This is a genomic window from Agrobacterium sp. 22-221-1 (assembly GCF_053522445.1).
The window spans coordinates 327,561-351,143 of sequence record NZ_JBNWCL010000005.1 but is presented as its reverse complement, the minus strand read 5'-3'; the positions used below and the strand labels follow the sequence as shown (position 1 = coordinate 351,143).

At 58.9% G+C, this 23,583-nt stretch carries 23 protein-coding genes; 11 read left to right on the top strand and 12 right to left on the bottom strand.

Annotated features, from left to right (window positions below; genetic code table 11):
* Positions 1 to 766 precede the first annotated feature (766 nt).
* The 4 genes from ACQZ5N_RS10830 to ACQZ5N_RS10815 are packed head-to-tail and all read left to right on the top strand — an operon-like array spanning position 767 to position 6,499.
* The gene (locus ACQZ5N_RS10830) at positions 767 to 1,399 is read left to right on the top strand and encodes a hypothetical protein (protein WP_448732866.1); all 633 of its coding nucleotides are present in this window, start codon (positions 767 to 769) and stop codon (positions 1,397 to 1,399) included.
* A gap of 47 nt (positions 1,400 to 1,446) precedes the next feature.
* Positions 1,447 to 3,651 (top strand): DDE-type integrase/transposase/recombinase, encoded by a 2,205-nt coding sequence (locus ACQZ5N_RS10825; protein WP_448732865.1) that lies wholly within the window; start codon positions 1,447 to 1,449, stop codon positions 3,649 to 3,651.
* 1 nt (position 3,652) lies between these two features.
* Complete coding sequence (locus tag ACQZ5N_RS10820; protein WP_448732864.1) at positions 3,653 to 4,627, top strand: ATP-binding protein; 975 nt, start codon at positions 3,653 to 3,655, stop codon at positions 4,625 to 4,627.
* A 21-nt stretch (positions 4,628 to 4,648) separates the two neighbouring features.
* The gene (locus tag ACQZ5N_RS10815; protein ID WP_448732863.1) at positions 4,649 to 6,499 is read left to right on the top strand and encodes a TniQ family protein; all 1,851 of its coding nucleotides are present in this window, start codon (positions 4,649 to 4,651) and stop codon (positions 6,497 to 6,499) included.
* A gap of 300 nt (positions 6,500 to 6,799) precedes the next feature.
* On the opposite strand, the gene ACQZ5N_RS10810 is transcribed toward ACQZ5N_RS10815, so the two are convergent.
* Entirely contained in the window at positions 6,800 to 7,084 is a 285-nt protein-coding gene (locus ACQZ5N_RS10810) for a hypothetical protein (RefSeq protein WP_448732862.1), read from the bottom strand.
* A 41-nt stretch (positions 7,085 to 7,125) separates the two neighbouring features.
* Positions 7,126 to 7,608: a hypothetical protein gene (locus ACQZ5N_RS10805; protein WP_448732861.1), complete on the bottom strand. Its 483-nt coding sequence runs from the start codon at positions 7,606 to 7,608 to the stop codon at positions 7,126 to 7,128.
* On the opposite strand from ACQZ5N_RS10805, the gene ACQZ5N_RS10800 reads away from it, so the two are divergent.
* From ACQZ5N_RS10800 to ACQZ5N_RS10785, 4 genes are all read left to right on the top strand, one after another.
* On the top strand, positions 7,518 to 7,799 hold the full coding sequence (locus ACQZ5N_RS10800) for a hypothetical protein (protein ID WP_448732873.1): 282 nt from the start codon (positions 7,518 to 7,520) through the stop codon (positions 7,797 to 7,799). The genes ACQZ5N_RS10805 and ACQZ5N_RS10800 overlap by 91 nt on opposite strands.
* Positions 7,800 to 8,020: 221 nt before the next feature.
* Positions 8,021 to 9,322: an efflux RND transporter periplasmic adaptor subunit gene (locus tag ACQZ5N_RS10795; protein ID WP_448732860.1), complete on the top strand. Its 1,302-nt coding sequence runs from the start codon at positions 8,021 to 8,023 to the stop codon at positions 9,320 to 9,322.
* A gap of 14 nt (positions 9,323 to 9,336) precedes the next feature.
* Positions 9,337 to 10,056, top strand: a complete 720-nt coding sequence (locus tag ACQZ5N_RS10790; protein ID WP_020809904.1) for an ABC transporter ATP-binding protein — start codon at positions 9,337 to 9,339, stop codon at positions 10,054 to 10,056.
* Positions 10,046 to 11,254 (top strand): ABC transporter permease, encoded by a 1,209-nt coding sequence (locus tag ACQZ5N_RS10785; RefSeq protein ID WP_448732859.1) that lies wholly within the window; start codon positions 10,046 to 10,048, stop codon positions 11,252 to 11,254. The genes ACQZ5N_RS10790 and ACQZ5N_RS10785 overlap by 11 nt, the downstream gene beginning before the upstream one ends.
* A gap of 77 nt (positions 11,255 to 11,331) precedes the next feature.
* Here ACQZ5N_RS10785 and ACQZ5N_RS10780 read toward each other — a convergent pair whose 3' ends face one another.
* Entirely contained in the window at positions 11,332 to 11,859 is a 528-nt protein-coding gene (locus ACQZ5N_RS10780; RefSeq protein ID WP_448732858.1) for a DUF6714 family protein, read from the bottom strand.
* On the bottom strand, positions 11,828 to 12,061 hold the full coding sequence (locus tag ACQZ5N_RS10775; RefSeq protein WP_080851681.1) for a hypothetical protein: 234 nt from the start codon (positions 12,059 to 12,061) through the stop codon (positions 11,828 to 11,830). The genes ACQZ5N_RS10780 and ACQZ5N_RS10775 overlap by 32 nt, the downstream gene beginning before the upstream one ends.
* 174 nt (positions 12,062 to 12,235) lie before the next feature.
* Here ACQZ5N_RS10775 and ACQZ5N_RS10770 point away from each other — a divergent pair, with 174 nt between their 5' ends.
* Entirely contained in the window at positions 12,236 to 12,511 is a 276-nt protein-coding gene (locus ACQZ5N_RS10770; protein WP_080851679.1) for a hypothetical protein, read from the top strand.
* A 217-nt stretch (positions 12,512 to 12,728) separates the two neighbouring features.
* On the opposite strand, the gene sufA is transcribed toward ACQZ5N_RS10770, so the two are convergent.
* From sufA to ACQZ5N_RS10735, 7 genes are all read right to left on the bottom strand, one after another.
* Positions 12,729 to 13,118 carry a Fe-S cluster assembly scaffold SufA gene (gene sufA / locus ACQZ5N_RS10765; protein ID WP_059760334.1) on the bottom strand — a complete coding sequence of 130 codons (390 nt, stop codon included), beginning with the start codon at positions 13,116 to 13,118 and terminating at the stop codon, positions 12,729 to 12,731.
* A 106-nt stretch (positions 13,119 to 13,224) separates the two neighbouring features.
* On the bottom strand, positions 13,225 to 13,608 hold the full coding sequence (locus ACQZ5N_RS10760; RefSeq protein ID WP_003522655.1) for an SUF system Fe-S cluster assembly protein: 384 nt from the start codon (positions 13,606 to 13,608) through the stop codon (positions 13,225 to 13,227).
* 38 nt (positions 13,609 to 13,646) lie between these two features.
* Complete coding sequence (locus ACQZ5N_RS10755; RefSeq protein WP_003522656.1) at positions 13,647 to 14,897, bottom strand: cysteine desulfurase; 1,251 nt, start codon at positions 14,895 to 14,897, stop codon at positions 13,647 to 13,649.
* A complete protein-coding gene (gene sufD, locus ACQZ5N_RS10750) occupies positions 14,890 to 16,161 on the bottom strand; it encodes a Fe-S cluster assembly protein SufD (RefSeq protein WP_448732857.1) in 1,272 nt (423 codons plus the stop codon). The genes ACQZ5N_RS10755 and sufD overlap by 8 nt, the downstream gene beginning before the upstream one ends.
* 24 nt (positions 16,162 to 16,185) lie before the next feature.
* Positions 16,186 to 16,941, bottom strand: coding sequence for a Fe-S cluster assembly ATPase SufC (gene sufC / locus ACQZ5N_RS10745; RefSeq protein WP_003522658.1), 756 nt, complete (start codon positions 16,939 to 16,941; stop codon positions 16,186 to 16,188).
* Between the two features lie 72 nt (positions 16,942 to 17,013).
* A complete protein-coding gene (gene sufB / locus ACQZ5N_RS10740) occupies positions 17,014 to 18,483 on the bottom strand; it encodes a Fe-S cluster assembly protein SufB (RefSeq protein WP_020809911.1) in 1,470 nt (489 codons plus the stop codon).
* A 196-nt stretch (positions 18,484 to 18,679) separates the two neighbouring features.
* Positions 18,680 to 19,849 (bottom strand): cysteine desulfurase family protein, encoded by a 1,170-nt coding sequence (locus ACQZ5N_RS10735; protein WP_448732856.1) that lies wholly within the window; start codon positions 19,847 to 19,849, stop codon positions 18,680 to 18,682.
* A 211-nt stretch (positions 19,850 to 20,060) separates the two neighbouring features.
* On the opposite strand from ACQZ5N_RS10735, the gene ACQZ5N_RS10730 reads away from it, so the two are divergent.
* Entirely contained in the window at positions 20,061 to 20,738 is a 678-nt protein-coding gene (locus tag ACQZ5N_RS10730; protein ID WP_035263309.1) for an alpha/beta hydrolase, read from the top strand.
* A 233-nt stretch (positions 20,739 to 20,971) separates the two neighbouring features.
* Here the strand turns inward: ACQZ5N_RS10730 and ACQZ5N_RS10725 are convergent, their stop codons facing one another.
* A complete protein-coding gene (locus ACQZ5N_RS10725; RefSeq protein WP_448732855.1) occupies positions 20,972 to 22,099 on the bottom strand; it encodes an anhydro-N-acetylmuramic acid kinase in 1,128 nt (375 codons plus the stop codon).
* A 148-nt stretch (positions 22,100 to 22,247) separates the two neighbouring features.
* Here ACQZ5N_RS10725 and tyrS point away from each other — a divergent pair, with 148 nt between their 5' ends.
* Positions 22,248 to 23,501: a tyrosine--tRNA ligase gene (gene tyrS, locus ACQZ5N_RS10720; protein ID WP_059760342.1), complete on the top strand. Its 1,254-nt coding sequence runs from the start codon at positions 22,248 to 22,250 to the stop codon at positions 23,499 to 23,501.
* Positions 23,502 to 23,583 lie beyond the last annotated feature (82 nt).

Genomic DNA, 23,583 nt, shown 5'->3' with positions numbered 1-23,583 from the left:
TAGCCCTCGCTGAAAACATGCGAGGGAAGGTTGGAACATGGGTCAATTCTCAATGGAAATATCACGCCACGCCGGGTCAGTTCTCAGTGGCAATCAACAATCGGTGTCTATACCGAGTTTATCAGCTGGGTCATTCAGGGTTCCCTGCATTTCATCGATTCCACCGTCCGTACCTCTAGCCAACCGTCGAATTCAGGGGCCTGTCGAGGCTTCGCTAGCCTGTGCCGTTGAGTTCATAACCGAGGCACCGCCTCTCGAAGCTTTGTTTCCCCTCAAAGCACTTCGTCTGCCAATCGGCCGGTAAATTCGTGACAGCGAATTTCAAACCACAAGCATGCCAGACTACTAGAAATCGCCAAAAATTTACCTTTCATTTACTTTTGAACCGTAAGAGCCCTGCCTCGACGTGATATCCGTTCACCAACAGCGTGAGCAGCAACGGGGACGCATGATGACGATAGCAGCCACCATAGGTTTTGCTTCTCTCTGAGCCTGGGGACTTCCGACCGGAAACCTCGGCCAGCGAGATCATCGCAGGATACGAGGCAGGAGATCGGAATGCGTCACTCCCATAAAGTCGCCCAATACCTTTACCAGAAACGCGAGGGGCTCGGCTTCCTTTCCCTTGCATCCATGACCCAGCCGCCGGAGAACACCGGCACGACCTTGGCCGGGGGCTTGCGAATATAGCCCAACGGCTAATCCCGCTATCGGTCCAGCAGGCAAAGACTATTGGCACGAGCCGCACTTCGGCTTGGCCTTGCGCATGCCCGCCGACAAACAGGCGAAAACCGCACGTGGTCACACGTTCTTCAACGGCAACGGCGTCTACCACGAGAGCGAACTCAAGCACCGCGTCAGCTCCGTACTCCAGACCCTGTCTGGCCTTCGAGAACTCCAGTCGCAATACCCGAAGGTCCACTATACCGACGCCGACGGCGTCCTTCGTGAGCATACCTTCGATTACTTCATCGTTCTCAACGACGGCACAGGGGTCGCCGTTGCGGTGAAGTATGCCCGCAAGCGGGCAGAGATGCTCGATCTGCTCGATCGCATCTGCGCCGCCGGTATCACAGGGGTCGGCCCACTCGGAAAGTTGACGTCGCGCGTCGCGGACGCCGTCGCGTTGATGACGAACGAGGAAGCAACCCACGAGGCATTCGAAAATGCCTACTTCATCCTCACCTCCCGCCTCCAACACGACGACGCCGAATGCGCCAAACTCGTGGACGTGGTGAAACGTCTGCCGGGCCAGTTCCGGTTTGGTGACCTCCTGCGTGACGTCCGTGCACGTGACAAACGCCGGACCGCCGTGTGGCGTCTTATCGATCTCCGTCTGATCGCACCGGTTTACTCGGGCCGTATCGATGATCGATCCTGGCTGCGCGCCTGCGCCTAGCCGTTCCCAACCAAATCAAAATTCCATCCATCAGAGAAAGGACCATCATGGAATCCCGTACCCTGCCCGCTCGCCAATTCCTTCATTCCCTCATCGGTATGGGTCAAATGGATCGCTACCATGACAAGACGAGGAACGCCTTCTTCATTCCTGTAAGTCGCGACGACGTGGGCTATTTGCTCCGCTCGGAAAACGATGTGGAATATAAGATTTTCCTCTCCCACCAAGAAATCTACGCCGCGCTCGACAGCAACAAAGCATCGATCCGCTACGGCTACAACAGCCCCGCGCAGCAGAAAATCCGTGCCATCTTCGGCGATAAGCCGTGGGACGAATTCGACGTCGAAGATCGTGATCTCGCCCTTCATCGGGAAAAGCTGATCCACAGATACGATGTGGAATGCGACCGCATCGGCAAGCTCCTGCCAATGTCCGAGAAAAAGCTCGGCCCGAAGCTGCTGGCGTGGAACCGGGAAATCAACGACGCGCTGTTCGACCTCGCTGCTGATGGCCGGGCCGACCAGAGAAGCCAGGTCGTCATCTTCCCCTGCCCAAGCGTTAAAACCTTCAAACGCGACTACGACGACTACCACAATTGCGACGGTGACGTGATGGCGCTTCTTCCCCGGCATCACGGTCCGGGCCCGAAGCTGTTCGCCCCGAAACCAGCTACGATCGCGTTCGCACACAAGATGGCGATGGCCTATCTGGATCGTCGCCGCCCGACCAAGGCACATGTCTATCGCTCGTATCTTGCTGAGCTTCAGAAGCACAACGCCGACCTCCCGATTCCGAAGAAAATCAGCAAGGTATCCCGCAAAAAATTTGAAGCGATGATCGCGAAGTTCGACAAGTTCCACGTCATCGCGAGCCGTCACGGCGAGAAGTTCGCCATCCAGAAGTTCAAGGCGATCCGTCGGAGTTTCCACGTGGTCGCTCCTGGCCAGCGGATCGAGATGGATTTTGTCACCGTCGATCTGATCTCGCTTCTCGTGGAAACGGGTATCTGGAACGCCCTTCCGGAAACAGCACAGGAGCGTATTCCTCGCGTCCGCATCTGCTTCTGCGCCGCAATCGACGTCGCGACACGTTACATCCTTGCGCTGAAAGCGAGCACGAACCCGAATGCCGCGTCCGCCGTTGCCACGATCCGCATGATCATGACCGACAAGAGACATCTGTCGTCCTATGTGGCCGCCCAGACGCCATGGATCGGGAAAATCAGGCCCCGGGTTATTTACACCGACAACGGCGCGGAATTCACCGCCCAACGAACCGCCGAAGTGCTTCGCGCCGCCCGCATTCACGGCACCCGCCCGCCCGCCGGCGATCCTGGTTGCCGCCCGTTCATCGAAAGCCTTTTCCATTCGATCGGTCTGCTAGTCGCACCGTATTTCGAGGGCCGGACTTTCTCTTCGGTCGTAGAAAAGGGCGATTACGATCCGCAGGTTCATGCCGCATTGCTGGTCGACGAACTGATCAAGATTTTCATCTTCGCGGTCTGTGACATCTACCACAACAAGCCGCATTCTGGCCTTGGCGGCAACACCCCGCATAATGCGTGGGTCGAGGCCTCCAAAGAATACGAAATCCTCTACCCGCCAGATGCCGAAGAAATGCTCCAGATTTTCGGCATCAAGACGACCCGCCGGATTTCAGACTACGGTATTACCGTATTCGGCATCACCTACTGTGATGCCGAAATCCAACGGCTCCGGACCAAGTTCGACCAGGTCGACGTCGAGATCAAATACGATCCAGAATGCCCCGCCCACATCGCCGTTAAAGGCGACAAGGGCTGGTTCGTCGTTCGCAACACCGTCGGTCTCGATGACAGTGTAACGCTCGCCGAATGGATGGCCGCGCGCAAGGAATTGCGTGCCAGCTACGCCACTGCTGCCGAGCAGGGCATGACGGTGATGTACGACGCTATCAATCGTCTTCGCGCTATCGGTGATGCCGCAACTCTCCGCGCCGGTCTTTCTCCAAGCGTACCGACCGCAAAAGACTTCGACCGTTGGGACTCGGAACTGTTCGGTGCCTGGATGGCCGCGCCGTCTGAAGACCAGACTCAGCTCCTCGCCGAAGGCCCGCTGCCCGACGATCCGCTGCGGATCGGCATGGTCATCCAGCGGCCCGACCTGTTCGCCCTCGAAAAATCCGAGGCTGAAGAAATCAAAGAAAACGAAACCGCCGCCACGCAAGCGTCTGACGCGCTTGTTTCCGGCTTCCACTATGACGAGGAGTACTAAGATGACCGCAACCAACGAACTGCGCGCACTGCGTGTGCGGGAAACCAACCGTTACTTCGAGACAGGCCGTTGCCTGGAACTCGTGAAACGACTGACGGAATTCGAGGACCACGCCCTCGATTGCCTTGCAGGCGGCGGCTCCAGGAGGCGCTCCTTCATCGTAATCGGCGAGTCCGGTAGTGGGAAATCGACCTCGTTGGAGCGAGCGTTCACTCGTATCAAATCGTTTCAGCCGTACGAAAATGAGTATAGCGAAACTGTCCGTCCATTGATCAGTATCGAGGTGCCGAAACCCTGCTCCACCAAAGATTTGGCAATCCGTATCCTTCACGAAATGGGTCTGCCCGCGAGCAATCGTGCAAATGAGCATGAACTTTACGAGACAGTCAAACAACAGCTCAGAGAACGTCGCGTCCTCTTTCTACATCTGGACGAGGCACAAGACCTCTTGCGGGCACCAACAGCTGCAGCCGTAAGGTCTCTTCAGGATCGCCTGAAAAGCCTCATCGCCATTCCCGACTGGCCACTCCACACGATCTACAGCGGCGTGCCGGACCTGGCCAGGCTGGTATCCGGCGATCTCCAGCTCGCGAACAGGTCGTTGGTCATGCGGTTCGAGCCGGTGCGTTTTCCTTCTGACAAGCCGCTCATCGAAAAGCTTCTGTGCGACATCGCCGTCGACCATTGCGGTCTTGTGCTGGCGGACGAGTTGATGACCGACGACTTCCTGGGACGCTTGGTAGCATCCACGGGCGGTGGGCTGGGTACGATGATCGAGATGGTGCGAGCGGCTTGTTTCGCAGCCCTGGGACGAAACCGCAAAAATCTCACGGCTCGCGACTTCGCAGGTTTCTACGACCGTGCGTCGGGCAGTCTTCGCGGCGACAACATCATCACCTCGCCCCGGTGGCGCGACATTGATCGCAGCGATGCATTGACGGACCTCGTCGCCCAGCCCTCGAAAAAGAAGAAGTAATAGCCAGAAAGGTATCGCGTCATGGCACTCCCCGTCACCGTCGAATTTCACAAAACCGAAACGCCCCTGAGCCTGGCATCCCGCCTCGCGCACGCAAATGGCTATCGTTCAATGCGGGGGTTTCTCGCCACGACGGACACAAACGCCACTGCCATCGCCTCGGGCCACCCCGAAGCGATGGCAGTGCTCGCACACTGGTCAGGTGTCGAAGAAGCACGTCTCGCAGCTTATGCAATCGCGTCCGTTACCGCCGGAGCGACGTGGAAGCTGGGTCACGCATTGATGGGCCGTGATATGCGACCGGGACGAAATCACCGATATTGCCCGAAATGTGTCGTTGACGATCTCGAAAACGGCAGCGGACGTCCTTCTTCACGGCCCTACGTCCGGGCGGCGTGGATGACACGCGCCTTACAGAATTGCCATGAGCATGCTTGTGCGATCAAGGAAGCCCCGGCGTCCGCGCAAGAGCAAGGTGATTTCGCCTCGTTCGTAGCCCTGAATGTCTCAACGATCAGAGAGGAGGCGGTCGACACCAGCGCAGCCTCCTCGTCTCAAATCGATCGATACGTGGTCGCAAGGATCGACGGTCTCCCCGCCAACGAGTTTCTCGACAATTTTGAAACCTATGTTGCTGTCGATCTTTGCCGTCACTTCGGTCGTTTCCAGAAGATGCACCGGATCGCATACGATCGTTGCGACCTGGTGTCTCATTCCGACGTCGAGTGCGGGTTTGGTTCCGCCTCGGCCGGACGCGATCTGATTGAGAAGATTATTTGCCAGGCGATCGAACAATCAAAACCGATGGTCTATGAAATGGCTTCCTTTTTCGGGCCGTTGCGAGATTGGCTGATGCGCAATCACAAGAAGCCTGAATTCTCCCTCGTAACAGAGATTTTTCAGGACATCGCCGAGCGGAATCTCCCAATCGGTCCTGATGAAGCTTTTGTGCTGCCCACCCGAAAACGCCATCTGCATTCGATCAGATCGGCAGGCCTCGAATATGGCATGATGGAAGACCGTATCCAGGACCTCCTTCTGGAAGCTAATCTCATTGCACCCTCACAGCTGACGAGCGCCCAGATTTACTTCGATGCGCGTCGGGGCCACGAGGTATTGTCCAATGCGCTGGATACGATGACCAGTGTTGAAATCCGGACGGTTCTCGGAATCAGGGATGACCGCATGCGAGCCATTCTCGATGCCGGACTTCTGCGCCGCGTGGAGCAACCAAAAGACGGCGCACGCGTGTTTTCGCGTGTCCAACGGTCCGAATTCGAGGCATTTAAGAAAGCGCTTTTCGGGCGCTCACTAAACGGTTCAAATACAGACGGCCTGGTGCGGCTGGATAAAGCAGCGCAAAGATGCGGTTGCCAAACCGAGAGCATCCTCAAATTGGGCTTGGAAGGTTCTCTGAAAAGCCTTCATTTCGAAGGCGGTCGGACGACGCTCTCGAACCTCCTTGTGGATTGGGAGGAAGTCAAAACCTGCTTGAACCACTCTATTCCTGAAGTGGCATCGTTGAATGGCAACGTTCAAAACGATAGTCATAGACATCTCAATGTCCGAGACACAGAACGCCGGATCGGGACGGCGAGAGGCACGATCAGCGAACTGCTGCGCCTCGGTTATCTAAAGACCGAAACCCGGATCAATCCTGCCACCCGGCGTGAGCAACAATACATCCTCGCTCATTCCGTGGATGCCTTCATCGCCGAAAATATTTGTCTCGCTCTTTTGTCGGACCGTGCTGGTGTCTTTCCCGGCATCCTTCGTCAAAAACTCGAGGCCGAGGGAGTGCGACCCATTTATGAACCGACCGGTAGAAACTCGAGATTCTATCGGCGATCGGACGTAGCGCACTGGCAATAACGCGGATTGCCCTCGTCAATCTTCCGTAATGCAGTTTGAAAGGCCCGCTTCGGCGGGCTTTTTTATTGCCTGCAGTTCCGGCACTTTAGTTTCTGGACACTCCTATCGGAGCAATTCGCCCCGACCTTTTCGATATGACGTAAGATTCACCAATGAATTCAATGAAATTTCTCAACGTAGCGACAAACCTACGGAGCGCAATCACAAGGACTCCAAAACTTAGCGTCTGGCGCCTCTGGACTCATTCGGTTTGCAATCAGCCCCTCATGAGGGCTCCGGCACCTGTCGCATGGGTCCGGATCAGCTACGCTTCGCTAACAGATTTGGCGCGGCTGCCACAGCCAGTCCCAATGCGGCGGAGATGAAGCCGATAAAGTCGGAGATCGTTTTCAACTCACCTTCGAAACCCATCCCCTGCAGCAATAGGCTTGTTCCGTAAAATAGGGGCAAGACGAACCCAAAGACAGTTATCAGGAATAACGCAACTCTCTGGACAGCCAGCGTCGTCGGACGCGTTGGTTCCCACCGAAGCAGCAGGATGATGACGGCCAGAGCAGAAATGCTCAAGAAAACGTCGATCACCAACTGAGCGTTCACGTTTATCAGGCTGTCATTCGTCCAGAAGTTTATTCCGGAGACAGATACGAGAAGAAAAGCACGATCGAAACCACGATCGCTTCTGTCTTGCTGGACATGCCTGGGTCAAAGACGAGAGCTCCGCAGACGATGCCGACGGTCACGGACAACGGCAAGAGAAGCATTCGCCCCCATTCTCCCGTATTCGTGTTTTTGGTCACACCGGATACGGTTGGGGCAATTGCGTCTAAGAACCACCAGCCGACCCCAACGCCTAACAGGCTAAGCACCATAAACGCGCCGAGGCTTACCAAAACTCCCACTGCGATAGCCCAAACCGCCCGCCCCATTTTGCCCCCCCCGACCGTGGCGCTACTGCTATGCCGAACAATACCGTGGAATCGATCAAGGTTAAATGACCGTGCTGAGGCGGCTCTATTCAATGACCGAAGATAACTGGCGGCATCAATTGTCGCAAAGCGCCCAGATGCAGGAGGTGACTGTGCTTCCGGTCGTGCAGATTCGCGGTTCATGCGCTCTCGAAAGACGCGCCTACCCTTGCCCCATCAACGTGAAATACCCCCACACCGCCACGAAAAACGCGATGACAGCCGCAATCGTCAAAGCCTTCCTAGCTTTCGGCCCTAACGGTTCGCGCGGCTTCTTCGGCGGCACCGGTTTGCGGAACTTCACCACATTGTCGTTCATTCTATCTTCGTCCTGACTATCGCTGCTGAAAGCTCAGCCGCGTTTATGGCATCGATCTTCCCGGATTTATCTCTAACAGACCAGAACTATCATAAATATTACCAAGTTTTCACTTCACCCTTGGGGCAAGCTATGTCACTTCCCACAATCAGAGGAATACAACGGCGACAGATGGACGGACAAACCGGAGAGCGGCGACAACCCTCTGTGGTATTTTGAACTTTGCGGGTGACGAGAATGAATGACGCCAATACGAGTGGCCGCGATACCGAAAACAGCCAACCCGATCTGCGCGAGATTCTGGGAACGAACAGAAACGGCCGCAAGAAAAAGTCGCGTCGGTATCTCTATGCCGCAGCAGCCATTGTGCTGATTGGCGGGGGCCTTGGTTATTATTACCAGTCACGTGCGGCAGGTGTCGCCTATAGCTATACCACGGAAGCGGCGCGTCAGGGCGATCTCTCGGTCATCGTCACCTCCACCGGCTCGGTTCAGCCGACGGATCAGGTCGATATATCGAGCGAACTGTCCGGCACCGTGCGCAAGGTCAACGTCACCTATAACAGCCCGGTCAAGGCGGGAGACGTATTGGCGGAGCTGGATACAAACAAGCTCGAAGCCGATGTGCAGAGCGCCCGCGCCAAGCTTGCCTCCGCCAAGGCCAATGTGCTGAAGGCGCACGCCGATCTCGGTTCGGCCAAAACCTCCATGGAGCGCCTGAAATCGCTGGTGCAGAACCGGGTCTCCAGCCAGCAGGATCTGGACGCCGCACAGTTCACCCATGATGCGGCTGCCGCAACGCTCGAAGTCAACGAGGCGACCGTGCTTTCGGCGGAAGCGGATCTGAGGCTCGCCGAAGTCAATCTCGGCAAGGCCAAGATCGTCTCGCCCATCGATGGCGTCATCCTCACCCGCAGCGTCGATCCCGGCGCCACCGTCGCCTCCTCGCTCAATGCCCCGGTGCTATTCACCATCGCCGGCGATCTGCGCCACATGGAATTGCAGGTCTCGGTGGATGAGGCCGATGTCGGCAAGGTCGAGACCGGTCAGAAGGCCAATTTTAACGTCGATGCCTATCCCGACCGCAGCTTCCCGGCCGAGATCGAGACCGTGCGCTTCGCCTCCGAAACCGTATCCAACGTCGTGACCTACAAGGGCATATTGACGGTCGATAATGAGGAACTGCTGCTGCGCCCCGGCATGACGGCGACCGCCAATATCATCGTCGAAGAGATCAAGGATACGCTGCTGGTGCCGAATTCCGCGCTTCGTTATACGCCGCCGCGCGAATCCGCCTCCCGTGGCGGCGGGTTGATGAGCCTGTTCCGCCCGCCGCGCATGGGCCGCTCGCAGAACCGCGATGCCGGCCAGGCGGCTGCGGCCGGCAAAAGGACGGTCTGGGTGCTGCGCAACAACACGCCAGTCTCCGTCGCCATCGAAACCGGCTCCACCGACGGCCAGCATACCGTGGTAAAATCGGGCGAGTTGAAAGCCGATGACCAGGTGATTACCGACGCCACGGCCCGCAACGCCGGCTGACGGAGGACAAGCCCATGCAACAGCCGCCGCTCATCGAATTCCGCGATGTCGTCAAGCAATATGGCCGCGGCGAAGCGACCATCCGCGCGCTCGATGGCGTCAGCCTCTCCATTCATGAGAAGGAATTCGTCGCCATCATGGGGCCGTCCGGCTCCGGCAAATCCACCTCGATGAATATCATCGGCTGTCTGGATGTGCCGACATCAGGCGAATATCTGTTCCAGGGCGTGCCGACCAGCGGCTTCGACAACGAACATCTGACGCTGCTGCGCCGGCACATGCTGGGTTTCGTGTTTCAGGGCTTCAACCTTCTCTCGCGCACCTCGGCGGTGGAGAATGTCGAGCTACCGTTGATCTATCGCGGCATGAAGGCCTCGGAGCGGCGCGCGCGCGCCATGGAGGCGCTGGCGCAGGTGGGCCTGAAAGGCCGCGAGGACCACACCACGCAGGAGCTTTCCGGCGGCCAGCAGCAGCGCGTGGCCATTGCCCGCGCCATCGTCACCCGCCCTGCCCTGCTTCTGGCCGACGAGCCGACCGGCAATCTCGATACGAAGACCAGCATCGAAATCATGGAATTGATTACCGCGCTCAACCGCGACAGAGGCATAACGGTGGTCATGGTCACCCATGAAGAAGATATCGCCGCCCATGCCGGACGCCTCCTGCGTTTCGTCGATGGCCACCTCGCCTCCGACAGTGCGACGGACAAAAAGGAAACCGCCGATGTTCTTTGAAACGTCGCGTCTTGCGCTGCGCGCCATCAGCCGCAACCTCCTGCGCTCCTTCCTCACCGTGCTCGGCGTCGTCATCGGCGTGGCCGCCGTCATCGCCATGGTCACCATCGGCAACGGCACGACCGAACAGGTGAAATCGGAACTGTCGCGGCTCGGCACCAACATGCTGTTCGTTCGCCCCGGCCAGTTCGGCCCCGGAAGGGCCAGCACCGAAGCCAAGCGCTTCGATGACCGCGACGTAGAGGCCATCCGCAACCAGATCAGCGGCATCCGCGCCGTCGCACCGCAGAACCGCAGCTCCGCCGCAACCGTCATTTTCGGCGGTAAGAACCACCAGACAAGCGTCATCGGCACCACCAACGATTATCTGGTGGCACAGGACTGGACCATCGCGCTCGGTCGCGATTTCCAGCCCGCCGAAGATCGCGGCGGCCAGATCGGCTGCATCATCGGCGAGACGGTGCGGCAGGAACTGTTCGGTGCGGAAAACCCGGTGGGGCAGACGATCCGCGTCAGCAACATCTCCTGCCCCGTCATCGGTGTGCTGGGCAGGAAAGGCCAGTCCGGCCTCGGCGACGATCAGGACGACACGATCATCATGCCGCTGAAAATCCATCAGCGGCGCATCGGCGGCACCACCACCATTTCCTCGATCATGGTCTCTGCGCAGGACGGCGTTTCGACAGCCAAGGTGCAGAGCGACCTGCAAAACCTGCTGCGCGAGCGCCGCCGCATCGGCATCGGCCGCGAGGACGACTTCACCGTCAACGACATGACACAGATCGCCTCGGCCATGACCGGAACGACGACGCTGCTGACCGGGCTTCTCGGCGCCGTCGCGGCCGTCAGCCTTCTGGTCGGTGGCATCGGCATCATGAATATCATGCTGGTTTCGGTGACGGAACGCACGCGCGAGATCGGCATTCGCCTTGCCATCGGCGCACTGGAAAAACAGGTACTGACCCAGTTTCTGGTGGAAGCCGTCATGCTGTCGGCCTTCGGCGGCCTTGTCGGCATCCTCACCGGCCTCGGCCTTGCTTATGCCGTCGTCGGTTATCTCAACGTGCCCTTCGTCACCAGCCCGTCGATCATCTTCCTCGCCTTCGCCTTTTCGGCGGCCATCGGGGTGATTTTCGGCTACTTCCCGGCAAGGCGGGCGGCGAGCCTGAGCCCGATAGAAGCCTTAAGGCATGAATGAAAGCCGGCGTTCAAACCGCAACCGGCTTTGTGTGAGAAGAAACGGCAACCTCTTCCCGGGGATTGACCCGATCCGCTTCAGTCGCTCACCGGGGAGCGTGCACTATCCACCCACTCTTCGAGCGCGCGCTCTATGTCGTCCTGATAGGACGGCAGGTTTTCCTTCTCACTGATGGCGCGGAGATACATTTCCACGGCATTCCGTTGCAAAGGGGTCAGTAAGGAAAACGTCTCATGGCATCCGCGCAAATAGGGTGCGAATTCGTGCCTGTAGTCGCCATCGAGATCGGCGATCATATAGGCGGGCAGATGAAATCGCATTCCCTCAGCATCAAGGAAGGTGGGGCTGCCGGAATCTCTGTTAAGATCCTTCAGCGGGATCGCGGCCCAATCACTCTTCTCATCGTCAGCACGACATGCGGCGCGAACCTCATTGCTCGCGTAGTCGTCAAGCGCCTGCGCCTCGGAAAGGCCGACGCCGCCACCCAGGATAACACCCGCAAATGCCTCTCGCACCGCGGCTTTCGCATTCGCAATATTATCGGGTTCCGGCTGCATCAAATCGTCTGCCTGTTCAATGATGGGCTCCCCCACTCCCGTCACCATGCACTGTCGGCCAGTCTCCACCCTCGGTCCGTTCGAGCGGGGGACTATTCAACGCGTCATCCCTGGATGCCGCAGATCCCTTTATCTCCTCCCAGTAAAACGCAAGGCAAACAATACCGACAATCAGCGTCAGGCCAGCCACGACGCTGGCGACGATCAGCCCTATCGTCCAGATATCAATCGAGGCGCTGCTGATGTCCATCCCGCTTCACTCCCCACGATAATCCTGCCGGCGGTCCGAAACACCTTCCAGCATGGGCGGCGGGCGGTTCCGCCCCTCCCGCCAAACCTCGCAGAATATCCGATATCCTTGCTGATCTTGCGTCAGGGCGTCAATCGGATAGGCTCGCCCTCAAGTTTACCGGATGGAGTTTGGATGTTCAAATCGGTATCGGACAGCGCCGCTGCCGCAGACGGCGGCTCGCTCGCCCTCTTCGTCGAACGGATTGACGGACAGACGGAGCTGTTTGTGATCAATCGCTCCCTCGCGTCACGCGGGACGCCCGACTACAACAGAGTCAGCTCGAGCCTTAGGCCGCTTGCCGGGGAGGATTGCGGGAAGATCGCGGCAGCTCTCGAGCCTCTATTGACGACGACGCCATCGGTTCATCCGCTGGCGGATTTTATCGATACGCTGAAACAGCAGTCATGATCCTTTGAAAGCTGATTTGCGCGGGACGCAGTTTGCGGAAAATGAATCTGAAACCTCTCATCCGTCATCCTCGGGCCTGACCCGAGGATCTACAAACGTCTCAAGGGATTTGACGGGGATGGATCCTCGGGTCAAGCCCGAGGATGACGTCGCGTTTGTAGGAACGCTGTGTGCATAAGAAAGGTCTGTCTCTCCATCGCAGAGATAGCGTAACCAATCAAACGCTAGCTTCAGCCTCACGCTGCTTTGCCAGCGCCGCCAGATCGGCGGGCTTCAGCTCAACCGATTCACCGCAGCCGCAGGCGGATGTCTGGTTCGGATTGTTGAAGGTGAAACCGGAGCGCATCTTGGTCACTTCGAAATCCATCTGGGTGCCGAGCAGATAAAGCACGGCGGAAGGCTGAACCCAGACCTTTGCCCCTTCGAATTCAACCAGATCATCCTTCGCATCCGGCTCGGTCACGAGGTCGATGGTATATTCCATGCCCGCGCAGCCGCCCTTCTTGATGCCGACGCGCACGCCCCTGGCATCCGGTCCGGAATTTTCAACGATTGCTTTAACGCGCGAGGCAGCAGCCCCGGTCATGGTCATGATCGCAAAGCCCATGGGCTTAATTCTCCTTCGACAATCGAGTTCAAGGCTCGATGCTTATGGATTTCAATCTAATAGCGCCTGAGAGTGTCATCAAGGGATGACACCCGTCAAAATCACGTCAGTACCAGCCGACAGCGACCTGTGCTTCTTCCGACATGCGGTCCGGCGTCCATGGCGGATCGAAGGTCATTTCGACCACGACACCGGAAACACCCTCGACGGCGCCAACAGCATTTTCCACCCAGCCCGGCATTTCACCGGCCACCGGGCAACCGGGCGCCGTCAGCGTCATGACGATCTTGACCATCCGGTCGTCTTCGATGTCGATCTTGTAGACGAGACCGAGTTCGAAAATATCGGCCGGAATTTCCGGATCGTAGACGGTCTTCAGCGCCGCAATCACGTCGTCGCTGAGGCGCGCCAGCTCATCCGGCGGAATGGTGGACACCTTTTCCTGAGCTTCGGTCGCATCCTGGGTCTTTGCAGTGGCTTCGGCAGTCATGGTCTTAAACCTCAATCCTGATCTCTTGAATCCCGATATCAGGCGAAAAATTTGCGCGCATATTCCAGCGCCTCAACAAGAGAGTCTACTTCGGCGCGGGTATTGTAAAGGCCGAACGATGCCCGGCATGTGGAGGTGACGCCAAAGCGTTTCAAGAGCGGCATGGCGCAATGGGTGCCCGCACGCACGGCAACGCCGCGCCGGTCGATCACCATCGAGACATCATGGGCGTGAATGCCCTCAAGCTCGAAGGAGAAGATGCCGCCCTTGTCCGGCGCATTGCCGATGATGCGCAGCGAATTGATCTCTCGCAACCGCTCCGCGGCGTAAGCGGCAAGATCGGCCTCGTGTGCTGCAATCGCCGCCCGGCCGAGATTGTCCATGTAATCCAGCGCGTAACCGAGGCCGATGGCCTGCACGATAGGCGGCGTGCCGGCTTCGAAACGGTGCGGCGGCTCGTTATAGGTCACATTGTCTTCGGAAACGTCGAGGATCATCTCCCCGCCGCCCTGGAACGGCCGCATCTCGCGCAAGCGGTCGGCTTTGCCGTAAAGCACGCCGATGCCCGAGGGACCGTAAAGCTTGTGGCCGGTCATCACATACCAGTCGCAATCGATATCGCGCACATCGACCGGCATGTGAACCGCGCCCTGCGAACCGTCGATCAACACCGGAATGCCACGCTCATGGGCAATGCGGCAGATTTCCTTGACCGGCACGATGGTGCCGAGTGCATTGGACATATGGGTGATGGCAACGAGCTTGGTGCGCTCCGTCAGGCTTTTTTCGAAAGCCTCGATATGAAACGCGCCGTCATCGTCCACAGGCACCCAGACGAGCTTCGCACCCTGCCGTTCGCGGATGAAGTGCCACGGCACGATGTTGGAATGATGCTCCATGATCGAAATGACGATCTCGTCGCCCTCGCCGATCTTCGGCATGCCATAACCGTAAGCGACCGTGTTGATCGCTTCCGTCGAGGATTTGGTGAAGACGATCTCGTCCACCGAACCGGCGTTCAGGAAACGGCGCACCTTTTCGCGCGCCGCCTCATAGGCGTCGGTTGCGGCATTGGAGAGGAAATGCAGGCCGCGATGCACATTGGCATACTCATTTGCATAGGCATGCGAAACGGCGTCGATCACCACCTGCGGTTTTTGAGCGGACGCGCCGTTGTCGAGATAGACCAGCGGCTTGCCATAGACCTCGCGCGACAGGATCGGGAAATCCTTCCGCACGGCTTCGATGTCATAAGGGGCCGCCAATGCGGCGCGTTCGCTCTCAGGCATGATGTTCCAGCCAGCCGGAGATGATCGTCTCCAGCGCCTCTACCAGATTTTCTTCTTCCAGTTCCTCGACGATCTCGGCGACGAAGGCGTTGACGAGCATCGCCCGTGCCTTCGCCCGCGGCACGCCGCGCGCCATCAGGTAATAGAGATGATTGTCGCTGATATCGGCAACCGTCGCGCCATGGCCGCACTGAACGTCATCGGCAAAGATTTCCAGTTCCGGCTTTGCCGAGAACTCGCCATCGTCGGACATCAGCAGCGTATTGCACGCCATCTTCGCATCGGTCTTCTGGGCATCGGGCGCCACCCGGATCATGCCCTGGAAAATGCCCTTTGCACGGTCGAACACCACGTTGCGGAACACTTCCGTCGAGGTCGTGTTCGGCACGTTGTGGCCGAGAACCATCGTCACGTCGGTATGGGTTTCGCCACCCAGAAGGTTGACGCCGCGAACGATGAGGTCAGTGCCCTCGCCTTCCACGTCCATGCGCAGTTCCTGACGCACCAGCTTGCCGCCGGCATTGACAATGAACAGGCGAATCTTGGCGTCCGCGCCGATTCTCATGCGCAGCTGGCCAAGATGGATATCGGCCGCACCCTGTTGCTGCAGGATGATCCAGGTCACTTCCGCGCCATCCTCGACAACGATGTCGCTGACCGAAGAAACGAAGGCCGCATCCGAAGTCACCGAAAGGTGACGTTCGATGACGGTTGCCTTGGAACCCTTGCCGAAGCGGACCGGGAAGCGGCTGTGAACCTGGCCTGCGCCATGGACCGCCTGCAATTCGATCGGCTTCTCGATCTCGGCATCGGCCGGGATCTCGAGCACCAGACCGTCGCGCACGAAGCTGCCATTGATGCGGCCAATCGCGTCATCCTTGCTGGCTTCAGCGAGGCCGGCGGCGGCGGAACCATCGAGCAGGCTTTCGGCAAAACGCGAAACACGGACGTCCTCGATCTTGCCGATATCGGCCGTGCCATGCTGCAGATAGGCAACCAGCGAGCCGGCAACCGTCGGCGCCAGCTTCTCGATAACAGGCGCGGGCCGGTCTTCCGGAACGGCGCGCAGCAGGCTTTTCAGATCGGTATAGTGCCACGCCTCGATGCGTCGCGTCGGAAGACCGCCGGTCTTCAGATCGTCGAACAGCACGTCACGGGCGGCAACAACAGCGCCGTCGCCCGGCAATTCGCTGAACTTGGCGGTGTAAGCGTCGATCAGCGCGGTTTCCGCTGGCGTCAGCCGGTTGGTAGCTTGAATGTTCATGGACATCACCTCCTGGCCTTTGACTTAGGCCGCTTCACCGATGATGTCGGCGTAACCGTTGTTTTCCAGTTCCAGCGCCAGAGCCTTGTCGCCCGAGCGGATGATCTTGCCCTTGTAGAGAACGTGAACGCTGTCAGGCACGATGTAGTCGAGCAAGCGCTGATAGTGGGTGATGACGACGGTGGCACGATCCGGCGACTTCAGCGCGTTGACGCCGTCAGCCACGATCTTCAGCGCGTCGATGTCGAGGCCGCTATCGGTTTCGTCGAGAACGCAGAGCTTCGGCTCCAAGAGCGCCATCTGCAGGATCTCGGCGCGCTTCTTCTCACCGCCGGAGAAGCCGACGTTGAGCGGACGCTTCAGCATTTCCATGTCGATCTTCAGATCGCCGGCCGCTTCCTTGACGCGGCGGATGAAATCAGGCGTCGTCAGCTCGGACTCGCCGCGCGCCTTGCGCTGCTCGTTCATCGCGACCTTCAGGAACTGCATGGTGGCAACGCCGGGAATTTCGACCGGGTACTGGAAAGCAAGGAAGATGCCCTTGGCGGCGCGCTCGGCGGCGTCCAGTTCCAGAATGCTTTCGCCGTTATAGAGAATGTCACCAGAGGTGACTTCATAATCTTCGCGGCCCGACAGGATGTAGGACAGCGTCGACTTGCCGGAACCGTTCGGCCCCATGATGGCGGCGACTTCACCAGCGGCAACCTTCAGGTTGAGGCCCTTGATGATCTCGGTTTCGGTATCGGCGATCTTTGCGTGCAGGTCGATGATTTCAAGCATGGATGTATCCTAAGAATTGTGTGAGCGAAGGTGCGCGAACATCGCGCACTCAAATGCATGTTTGGGTGACGATCAGCCGACCGAGCCTTCCAGCGAAATGCCGATCAGCTTCTGCGCTTCCACGGCAAATTCCATCGGCAGTTCCTGAATGACTTCCTTCACGAAGCCGTTGACGATCAGTGCGATCGCCGCTTCCTCGGGAATGCCGCGCTGCAGGCAATAGAACAGCTGGTCTTCGGAAATCTTCGACGTCGTCGCCTCGTGCTCGAAATGCGCGGAGGAGTTCTTCGCCTCGATATAAGGCACGGTATGCGCGCCGCACTTGTCGCCGATCAGAAGCGAGTCGCACTGCGTGAAGTTGCGCGTGTTGGTCGCCTTGCGGTGGGCCGAAACCTGGCCGCGATAGACGTTTTCCGAGAAACCGGCGGCGATACCCTTGGCGATGATGCGACTCGACGTGTTCTTGCCGAGATGGATCATCTTGGTGCCGCTATCGATCTGCTGATGGCCATTGGAAACCGCGATCGAATAGAATTCGCCACGGCTGTCATCGCCGCGCAGGATGCAGGACGGGTATTTCCAGGTGATGGCCGAGCCGGTTTCCACTTGCGTCCACGAAATCTTCGAACGGTCGCCGCGGCAATCGCCACGCTTGGTCACGAAGTTGTAGATACCGCCCTTGCCTTCCTTGTCGCCCGGATACCAGTTCTGGACGGTGGAATATTTGATTTCGGCATCGTCGAGCGCCACCAGTTCGACCACGGCGGCGTGAAGCTGGTTCTCGTCGCGCTGCGGTGCGGTGCAACCTTCCAGATAGGAGACGTAGGCGCCCTCTTCGGCGATGATCAGCGTGCGCTCGAACTGGCCGGTGTTCTTTTCATTGATGCGGAAATAGGTGGAAAGCTCCATCGGGCACCGCACGCCCTTCGGCACAAACACGAAGGAACCGTCAGTGAAGACGGCCGAGTTCAGCGTCGCGTAGAAATTGTCCGTCGTCGGAACGACCGAACCGAGATATTTCTTCACCAGTTCCGGATGCTCGCGCACGGCTTCCGAAATCGACATGAAGATGACGCCGGCTTTCGCCAGTTCCGCCTTGAAGGTGGTGACGACCGAGACGCTATCGAACACGGCATCCACGGCGACCGGGCGCTTTTCGACGCCGGCGAGGATTTCCTGTTCCTTCAGCGGAATGCCGAGCTTCTCATAGACCTTCAAAAGCTCCGGGTCGACTTCATCGAGCGACTTCGGGCCGGGCGCGGTCTTCGGCGCGGCATAATAATAGAGATCGTTGAAATCGATCTTGGGGTAGCTGACGCGTGCCCAGGTCGGCTCTTCCATCGTCAGCCAGCGCTTGTAAGCCTCAAGACGCCATTCCAGCATCCATTCCGGCTCCTGCTTCTTGGCCGAGATGAAACGGATCACCTCTTCCGAAAGGCCCTTCGGGGCCTTGTCGACTTCGATATTGGTTTCGAAGCCGTATTTATACTGGTCCACATCGATCTGGCGGACCTGATCGATCGTTTCCTGAACCGCTGCCATGTCGTTCTCCAATCTCGCCGGAGCCAAGGTCCGGTGGCTTGTCAACGTATCAAGGCGGAAAGCCGCCTTATCCATCTTCGGGCAATGTCACCGCGCCGTTAAGCGGGCGGAGCTTATACCCATGTAAGTGCGGGATGGCGCTTTTCACACATCCCGGCAAGCGGAAAATTGCTATTCCGCAATTCTTTGCCGCATTTTAAGCGGCCTGACCGGAAAGCCTGCGCCGCCCGGCAATTTTCGTGAACGCCGCAAGCGTCCGTTCAATGTCCGCCTCATCAGTCGCATGGCCAAGGGAAATCCGGAGTGCACCAAGCTTGGGATCGCGCCCCATCGCCGTCAGCACATGGCTTTCCCCCACCTTGCCGGATGAGCAGGCCGAACCGGCCGATAGCGCAATACCTTCAATATCGAAAGCGATCTGCCCTGTTTCCGCCTTCAGGCCCGGCAGGGTGAAAAACGTGGTATTGCCAACGCGGACAACGTCCTCGCCGTGGATGATCACGTCAGGCGCACTCACCCGCATGCCGTCTTCCAGCCGCGCCCGCAGAGCGGCAAGACGCGCCGCTTCAATCTCGAGATTCCGGGCAGCCACAGCGGCAGCGGCACCAAAACCGATGACCGACAGGGTATTTTCCGTGCCGGAACGGTGCCCCTTTTCCTGCCCGCCGCCATGGATCAGCGGCTTCGGCATCATCACCTCGCCGCGCGAGACCAGCGCGCCAGCACCCTTGGGGCCACCGAGCTTGTGGGACGAGATGACCAGGAAATCGGCATCGAGCGCATTGATATCGAGCGGAACCCGGCCTGCCGCCTGCACGGCGTCGACGACCATCAATCCACCCGCCGCATGCACCAGCCGCGCCGCTTCCGCCACCGGCTGGAGGATGCCGGTCTCATTGTTCACCAGCATGCAGGCAACCATCGGCAGGCCGGTGGAAGCATCATGCGAAGACAGCAGCGTCTGAAGTGCCGCAAGATCGATGACGCCCTCTGACGTAACGGGAATTTCCGTAACGTCAGCCTTGCCGAACCGGCCGCCTTCGCGGAAAGCGGGGTGCTCGATGGCTGAAACATAAAGATGGCCATAGCGCACGGGAGCGCGCCCCATCTTGAATTCAGGCGTCAGCACCAGATTGGCGGCTTCCGTCGCGCCGCTGGTGAAGGTGACGTGGGCAGCCTGCGCGCTAACAAGTGCCGCAACCTCGCGGCGGGCGCCCTCAACGGCGGCGCGGGCGGCACGCCCTTCCCGGTGGACGGAAGACGGATTGCCGGCAAGATCGAGCGCGGAGACGAGAACATCGCGCACGGCAGGCAAAAGCAGCGCCGTGGCGTTCCAGTCCATATATGTCCGCGTCAAAACCGTCATGACGATGAGGCTTCATCCAATCTTCAATGCGCCAAAACGCATTTTTCTTGAAATTACAGTTGCGCTTGCCTTATGACACCACCCGAGTGCTTTAGCACACGCAAAGTTTCGAATTATTCTAAACTGCGTTCTAGAAAAGATGACAGAGTTCGTCAAGTCTTCTCATCGGAAGAATGCGGTTGGAGAATGAAAAAACACGACCGGAGTACCAATGCCCGAAGTCATCTTTAACGGCCCTGCGGGTCGCCTCGAAGGCCGTTATCAACCCTCCAAGGAAAAGAGCGCGCCGATAGCGATCATCCTTCATCCGCACCCGCAGTTCGGCGGCACGATGAACAACCAGATCGTCTATCAGCTCTTCTATCTTTTCCAGAAGCGCGGCTTCACGACGCTCCGGTTCAACTTCCGCTCCATCGGCCGCAGCCAGGGCGAATTCGACCACGGCGCCGGCGAGCTTTCCGATGCGGCCTCCGCGCTCGACTGGGTGCAGAGCCTGCATCCCGATTCGAAAAGCTGCTGGGTCGCCGGTTATTCCTTCGGCGCCTGGATCGGCATGCAGCTCCTGATGCGCCGTCCGGAAATCGAAGGTTTCATGTCGATTGCGCCGCAGCCGAATACCTACGACTTCTCCTTCCTCGCCCCCTGCCCGTCCTCCGGCCTCATCATCAATGGTGATTCCGACAAGGTCGCGCCTGAGAAGGACGTCAACGGCCTGGTGGAAAAGCTGAAGACCCAGAAGGGCATCCTCATCACCCACCGCACCGTTCCCGGCGCCAACCACTTCTTCAACGGCAAGGTGGACGACCTGATGGGCGAATGCGAGGACTATCTCGACCGCCGCCTCAATGGCGAACTGGTGCCGGAACCGGCGGCCAAGCGCATTCGGTGATTGGCTGCGCCTCTTGGCGGGCGGCTCGATTTTTCTACAATGATCGCCGGTGGGTGAAGCTTACCCCCCTCTGCCCTGCCGGGCATCTCCCCCTCAAGGGGGGAGATCAGCTAGACGCATGCTCCTCGCCTAAGCCTCTGCGTTAAAGATGACCGGAAGGTCGCCGCGATTCGATCTCCCCCCTTGAGGGGGAGATGCCCGGCAGGGCAGAGGGGGGTGAGCCACACCCACCGTCACCCCTTATGCCGCACCAAAACCCCACCCGTCACCGGCTCCCTCACCGCCGTCGTACCGGGATAGGTCAGCGGCAAACCCTTCAGCGATCGCACGGCCAGATAGGCCCAGGCCTCCGCCTCCATCGCCCCGCCATCGAAACCCGCCTCTTCCGCCGCGATCACCCGCGCTCCGGACTTTGCGGCAAGGCCCGCAAACTCCGCCATGATCACCGGATTGAGCCGCCCGCCACCAGAAACCACATAGGTTTTCGCCGCTTCGGGCAGATAGCTCGCCGACTTCAGAATCGCCGCCCCCGTCAGATGCGCCAACGTCCGCGCCCCATCCGCCAGCGAGACTTCCCCTTTTTTCGGTGGCACGAAATCGCTGCGGTCCAGCGACCGACGGATATTGGCTGAAAAAAACGGGCTTTCCATATAACGCGCCACCAGCGACGCGACGACGGTGCCGCCAGCCGCCGTCTTGCCGCCCTTGTCGAAGGCTTTCCCCGTATGCGCCTCGATCCACTGGTCGATCAGCATATTGCCCGGCCCGCTGTCGAAAGCCGCGAGCCGCCCCGCCTCACCGACATAGGTGAGATTGGAGATGCCGCCGATATTGACGAAGACGGCCGGCGTTTCGAACCCATCGGGCAGATTGGCGGAAAGCGCCATGTGATAGGCCGGGATCAGCGGTGCACCCTGCCCGCCATGGACCATATCATTGGCCCGCATATCGTAAACCACATCGATGCCGGTTTCCTCAGCCAGCAGAGGCCCATCACCGATCTGCACGGTCAGCGCCTCATCCGGCCGGTGCAGTACCGTCTGACCATGAAAACCGATCACGTCGATATCGCCGGGCTGGAGCCGGTGACGATGGAGGAAGGATTTCACCGCCGCCGCATGGGCAAGCGTCAGCTTGCGCTCGGCCTCCACTAGGTCGCCGGGACGTTCGCGTCGTTCACGAATGGCTTTGGCCGTGACCAATGCCTTCTGCCAGATGGCGCGCAGGCCCGGATCGTAGGGGAAATACCCGCTCGGCCCATGCCGCACCACGCTTTCGCCATCCGTGCGCAACAGGGCGATATCGATGCCGTCCATCGATGTGCCGCTCATCAGCCCGATTGCCGTTTTGACCTCGCCCACCTGCCGCTCCCCTGCAATCACGAATCATCATCGAGTGAATCCCGACATTCATGGCCGAAACGGGTGCACATTTCAAAAAACAATGATAAAGCCGCGACGGTCATTGGTTTTCGATGGCCGCAAAGATCAAACCAGAAAGTAAAAGGTTATGTCCAGGTTCAAGTCCGATTTCCTCCGCACGCTCGATGAGCGCGGCTTCATTCACCAGATCTCCGATGAGGCAGGTCTCGACGAACTGTTCGCCAAGGAAACCGTGACCGCCTATATCGGCTATGACCCGACGGCTTCGAGTTTGCATGTCGGCCACCTCACCCAGATCATGATGCTGCACTGGATGCAGAAGACCGGCCACCAGCCGATCTCGCTGATGGGTGGCGGCACCGGCATGGTCGGCGATCCCTCCTTCAAGGAAGAAGCCCGCAAGCTGATGACGATCGACATGATCGAGGACAACATCACCTCGCTGAAGCACGTCTTCGCCAACTACCTCGATTACGACCGCGCCAACAATCCGGCGCTGATGATCAACAATGCCGACTGGCTGCGCGGCCTCAACTACCTCGAATTCCTGCGCGATGTCGGCCGCCATTTCTCGGTCAACCGCATGCTGTCCTTCGACAGCGTGAAGACGCGCCTCGACCGCGAACAATCGCTGTCCTTCCTCGAATTCAACTACATGATCCTGCAGGCCTACGATTTCGTGGAGCTGAACCAGCGCACCGGCTGCCGCCTGCAGATGGGCGGTTCGGACCAGTGGGGCAACATCATCAACGGCATCGATCTCGGTCACCGCATGGGGACACCGCAGCTTTACGCGCTGACCTCGCCGCTGCTCACCACCTCCTCCGGTGCGAAGATGGGCAAGTCTGCTTCCGGCGCAGTATGGCTGAACAAGGACCTGCTGCCGGTCTATGATTTCTGGCAATACTGGCGCAACACGGAAGATGCGGACGTCGTTCGCTTTGCGAAACTCTTCACCACGCTGCCGATGGATGAGATCGCCCGTATCGCCGCCCTTGGCGGATCGGAGATCAACGAGGCGAAGAAAATCCTCGCGACCGAAGTGACCGCGATCCTGCATGGCCGTGCCGCTGCCGAAGAAGCTGCCGAGACGGCGCGCAAGACTTTCGAGGAAGGCGCACTCGCTGAAAACCTGCCCTCCATCGAGGTTCCGACATCCGAACTCGATGCCGGCCTCGGCGTTCTCTCGCTCATCGTCCGTGCCGGTCTCGCCGGCTCGAACGGCGAGGCCCGCCGCCACGTTCAGGGCGGTGCGGTGAAGATCAACGACATCGGCGTTTCGGATGAGCGCCAGACGGTTGGTTCCGGTGAAATCACCGGCGACGGCGTCATCAAGCTGTCGGTCGGCAAGAAGAAGCACGTTCTGGTTCGCCCGGCGTAAGACTTACAAAAACATCGTGTCGAGGACTGCGAAAGCGGTCCTCGATGCGCCGATACCCCCACTTCCGTCATGCCGGACTAGA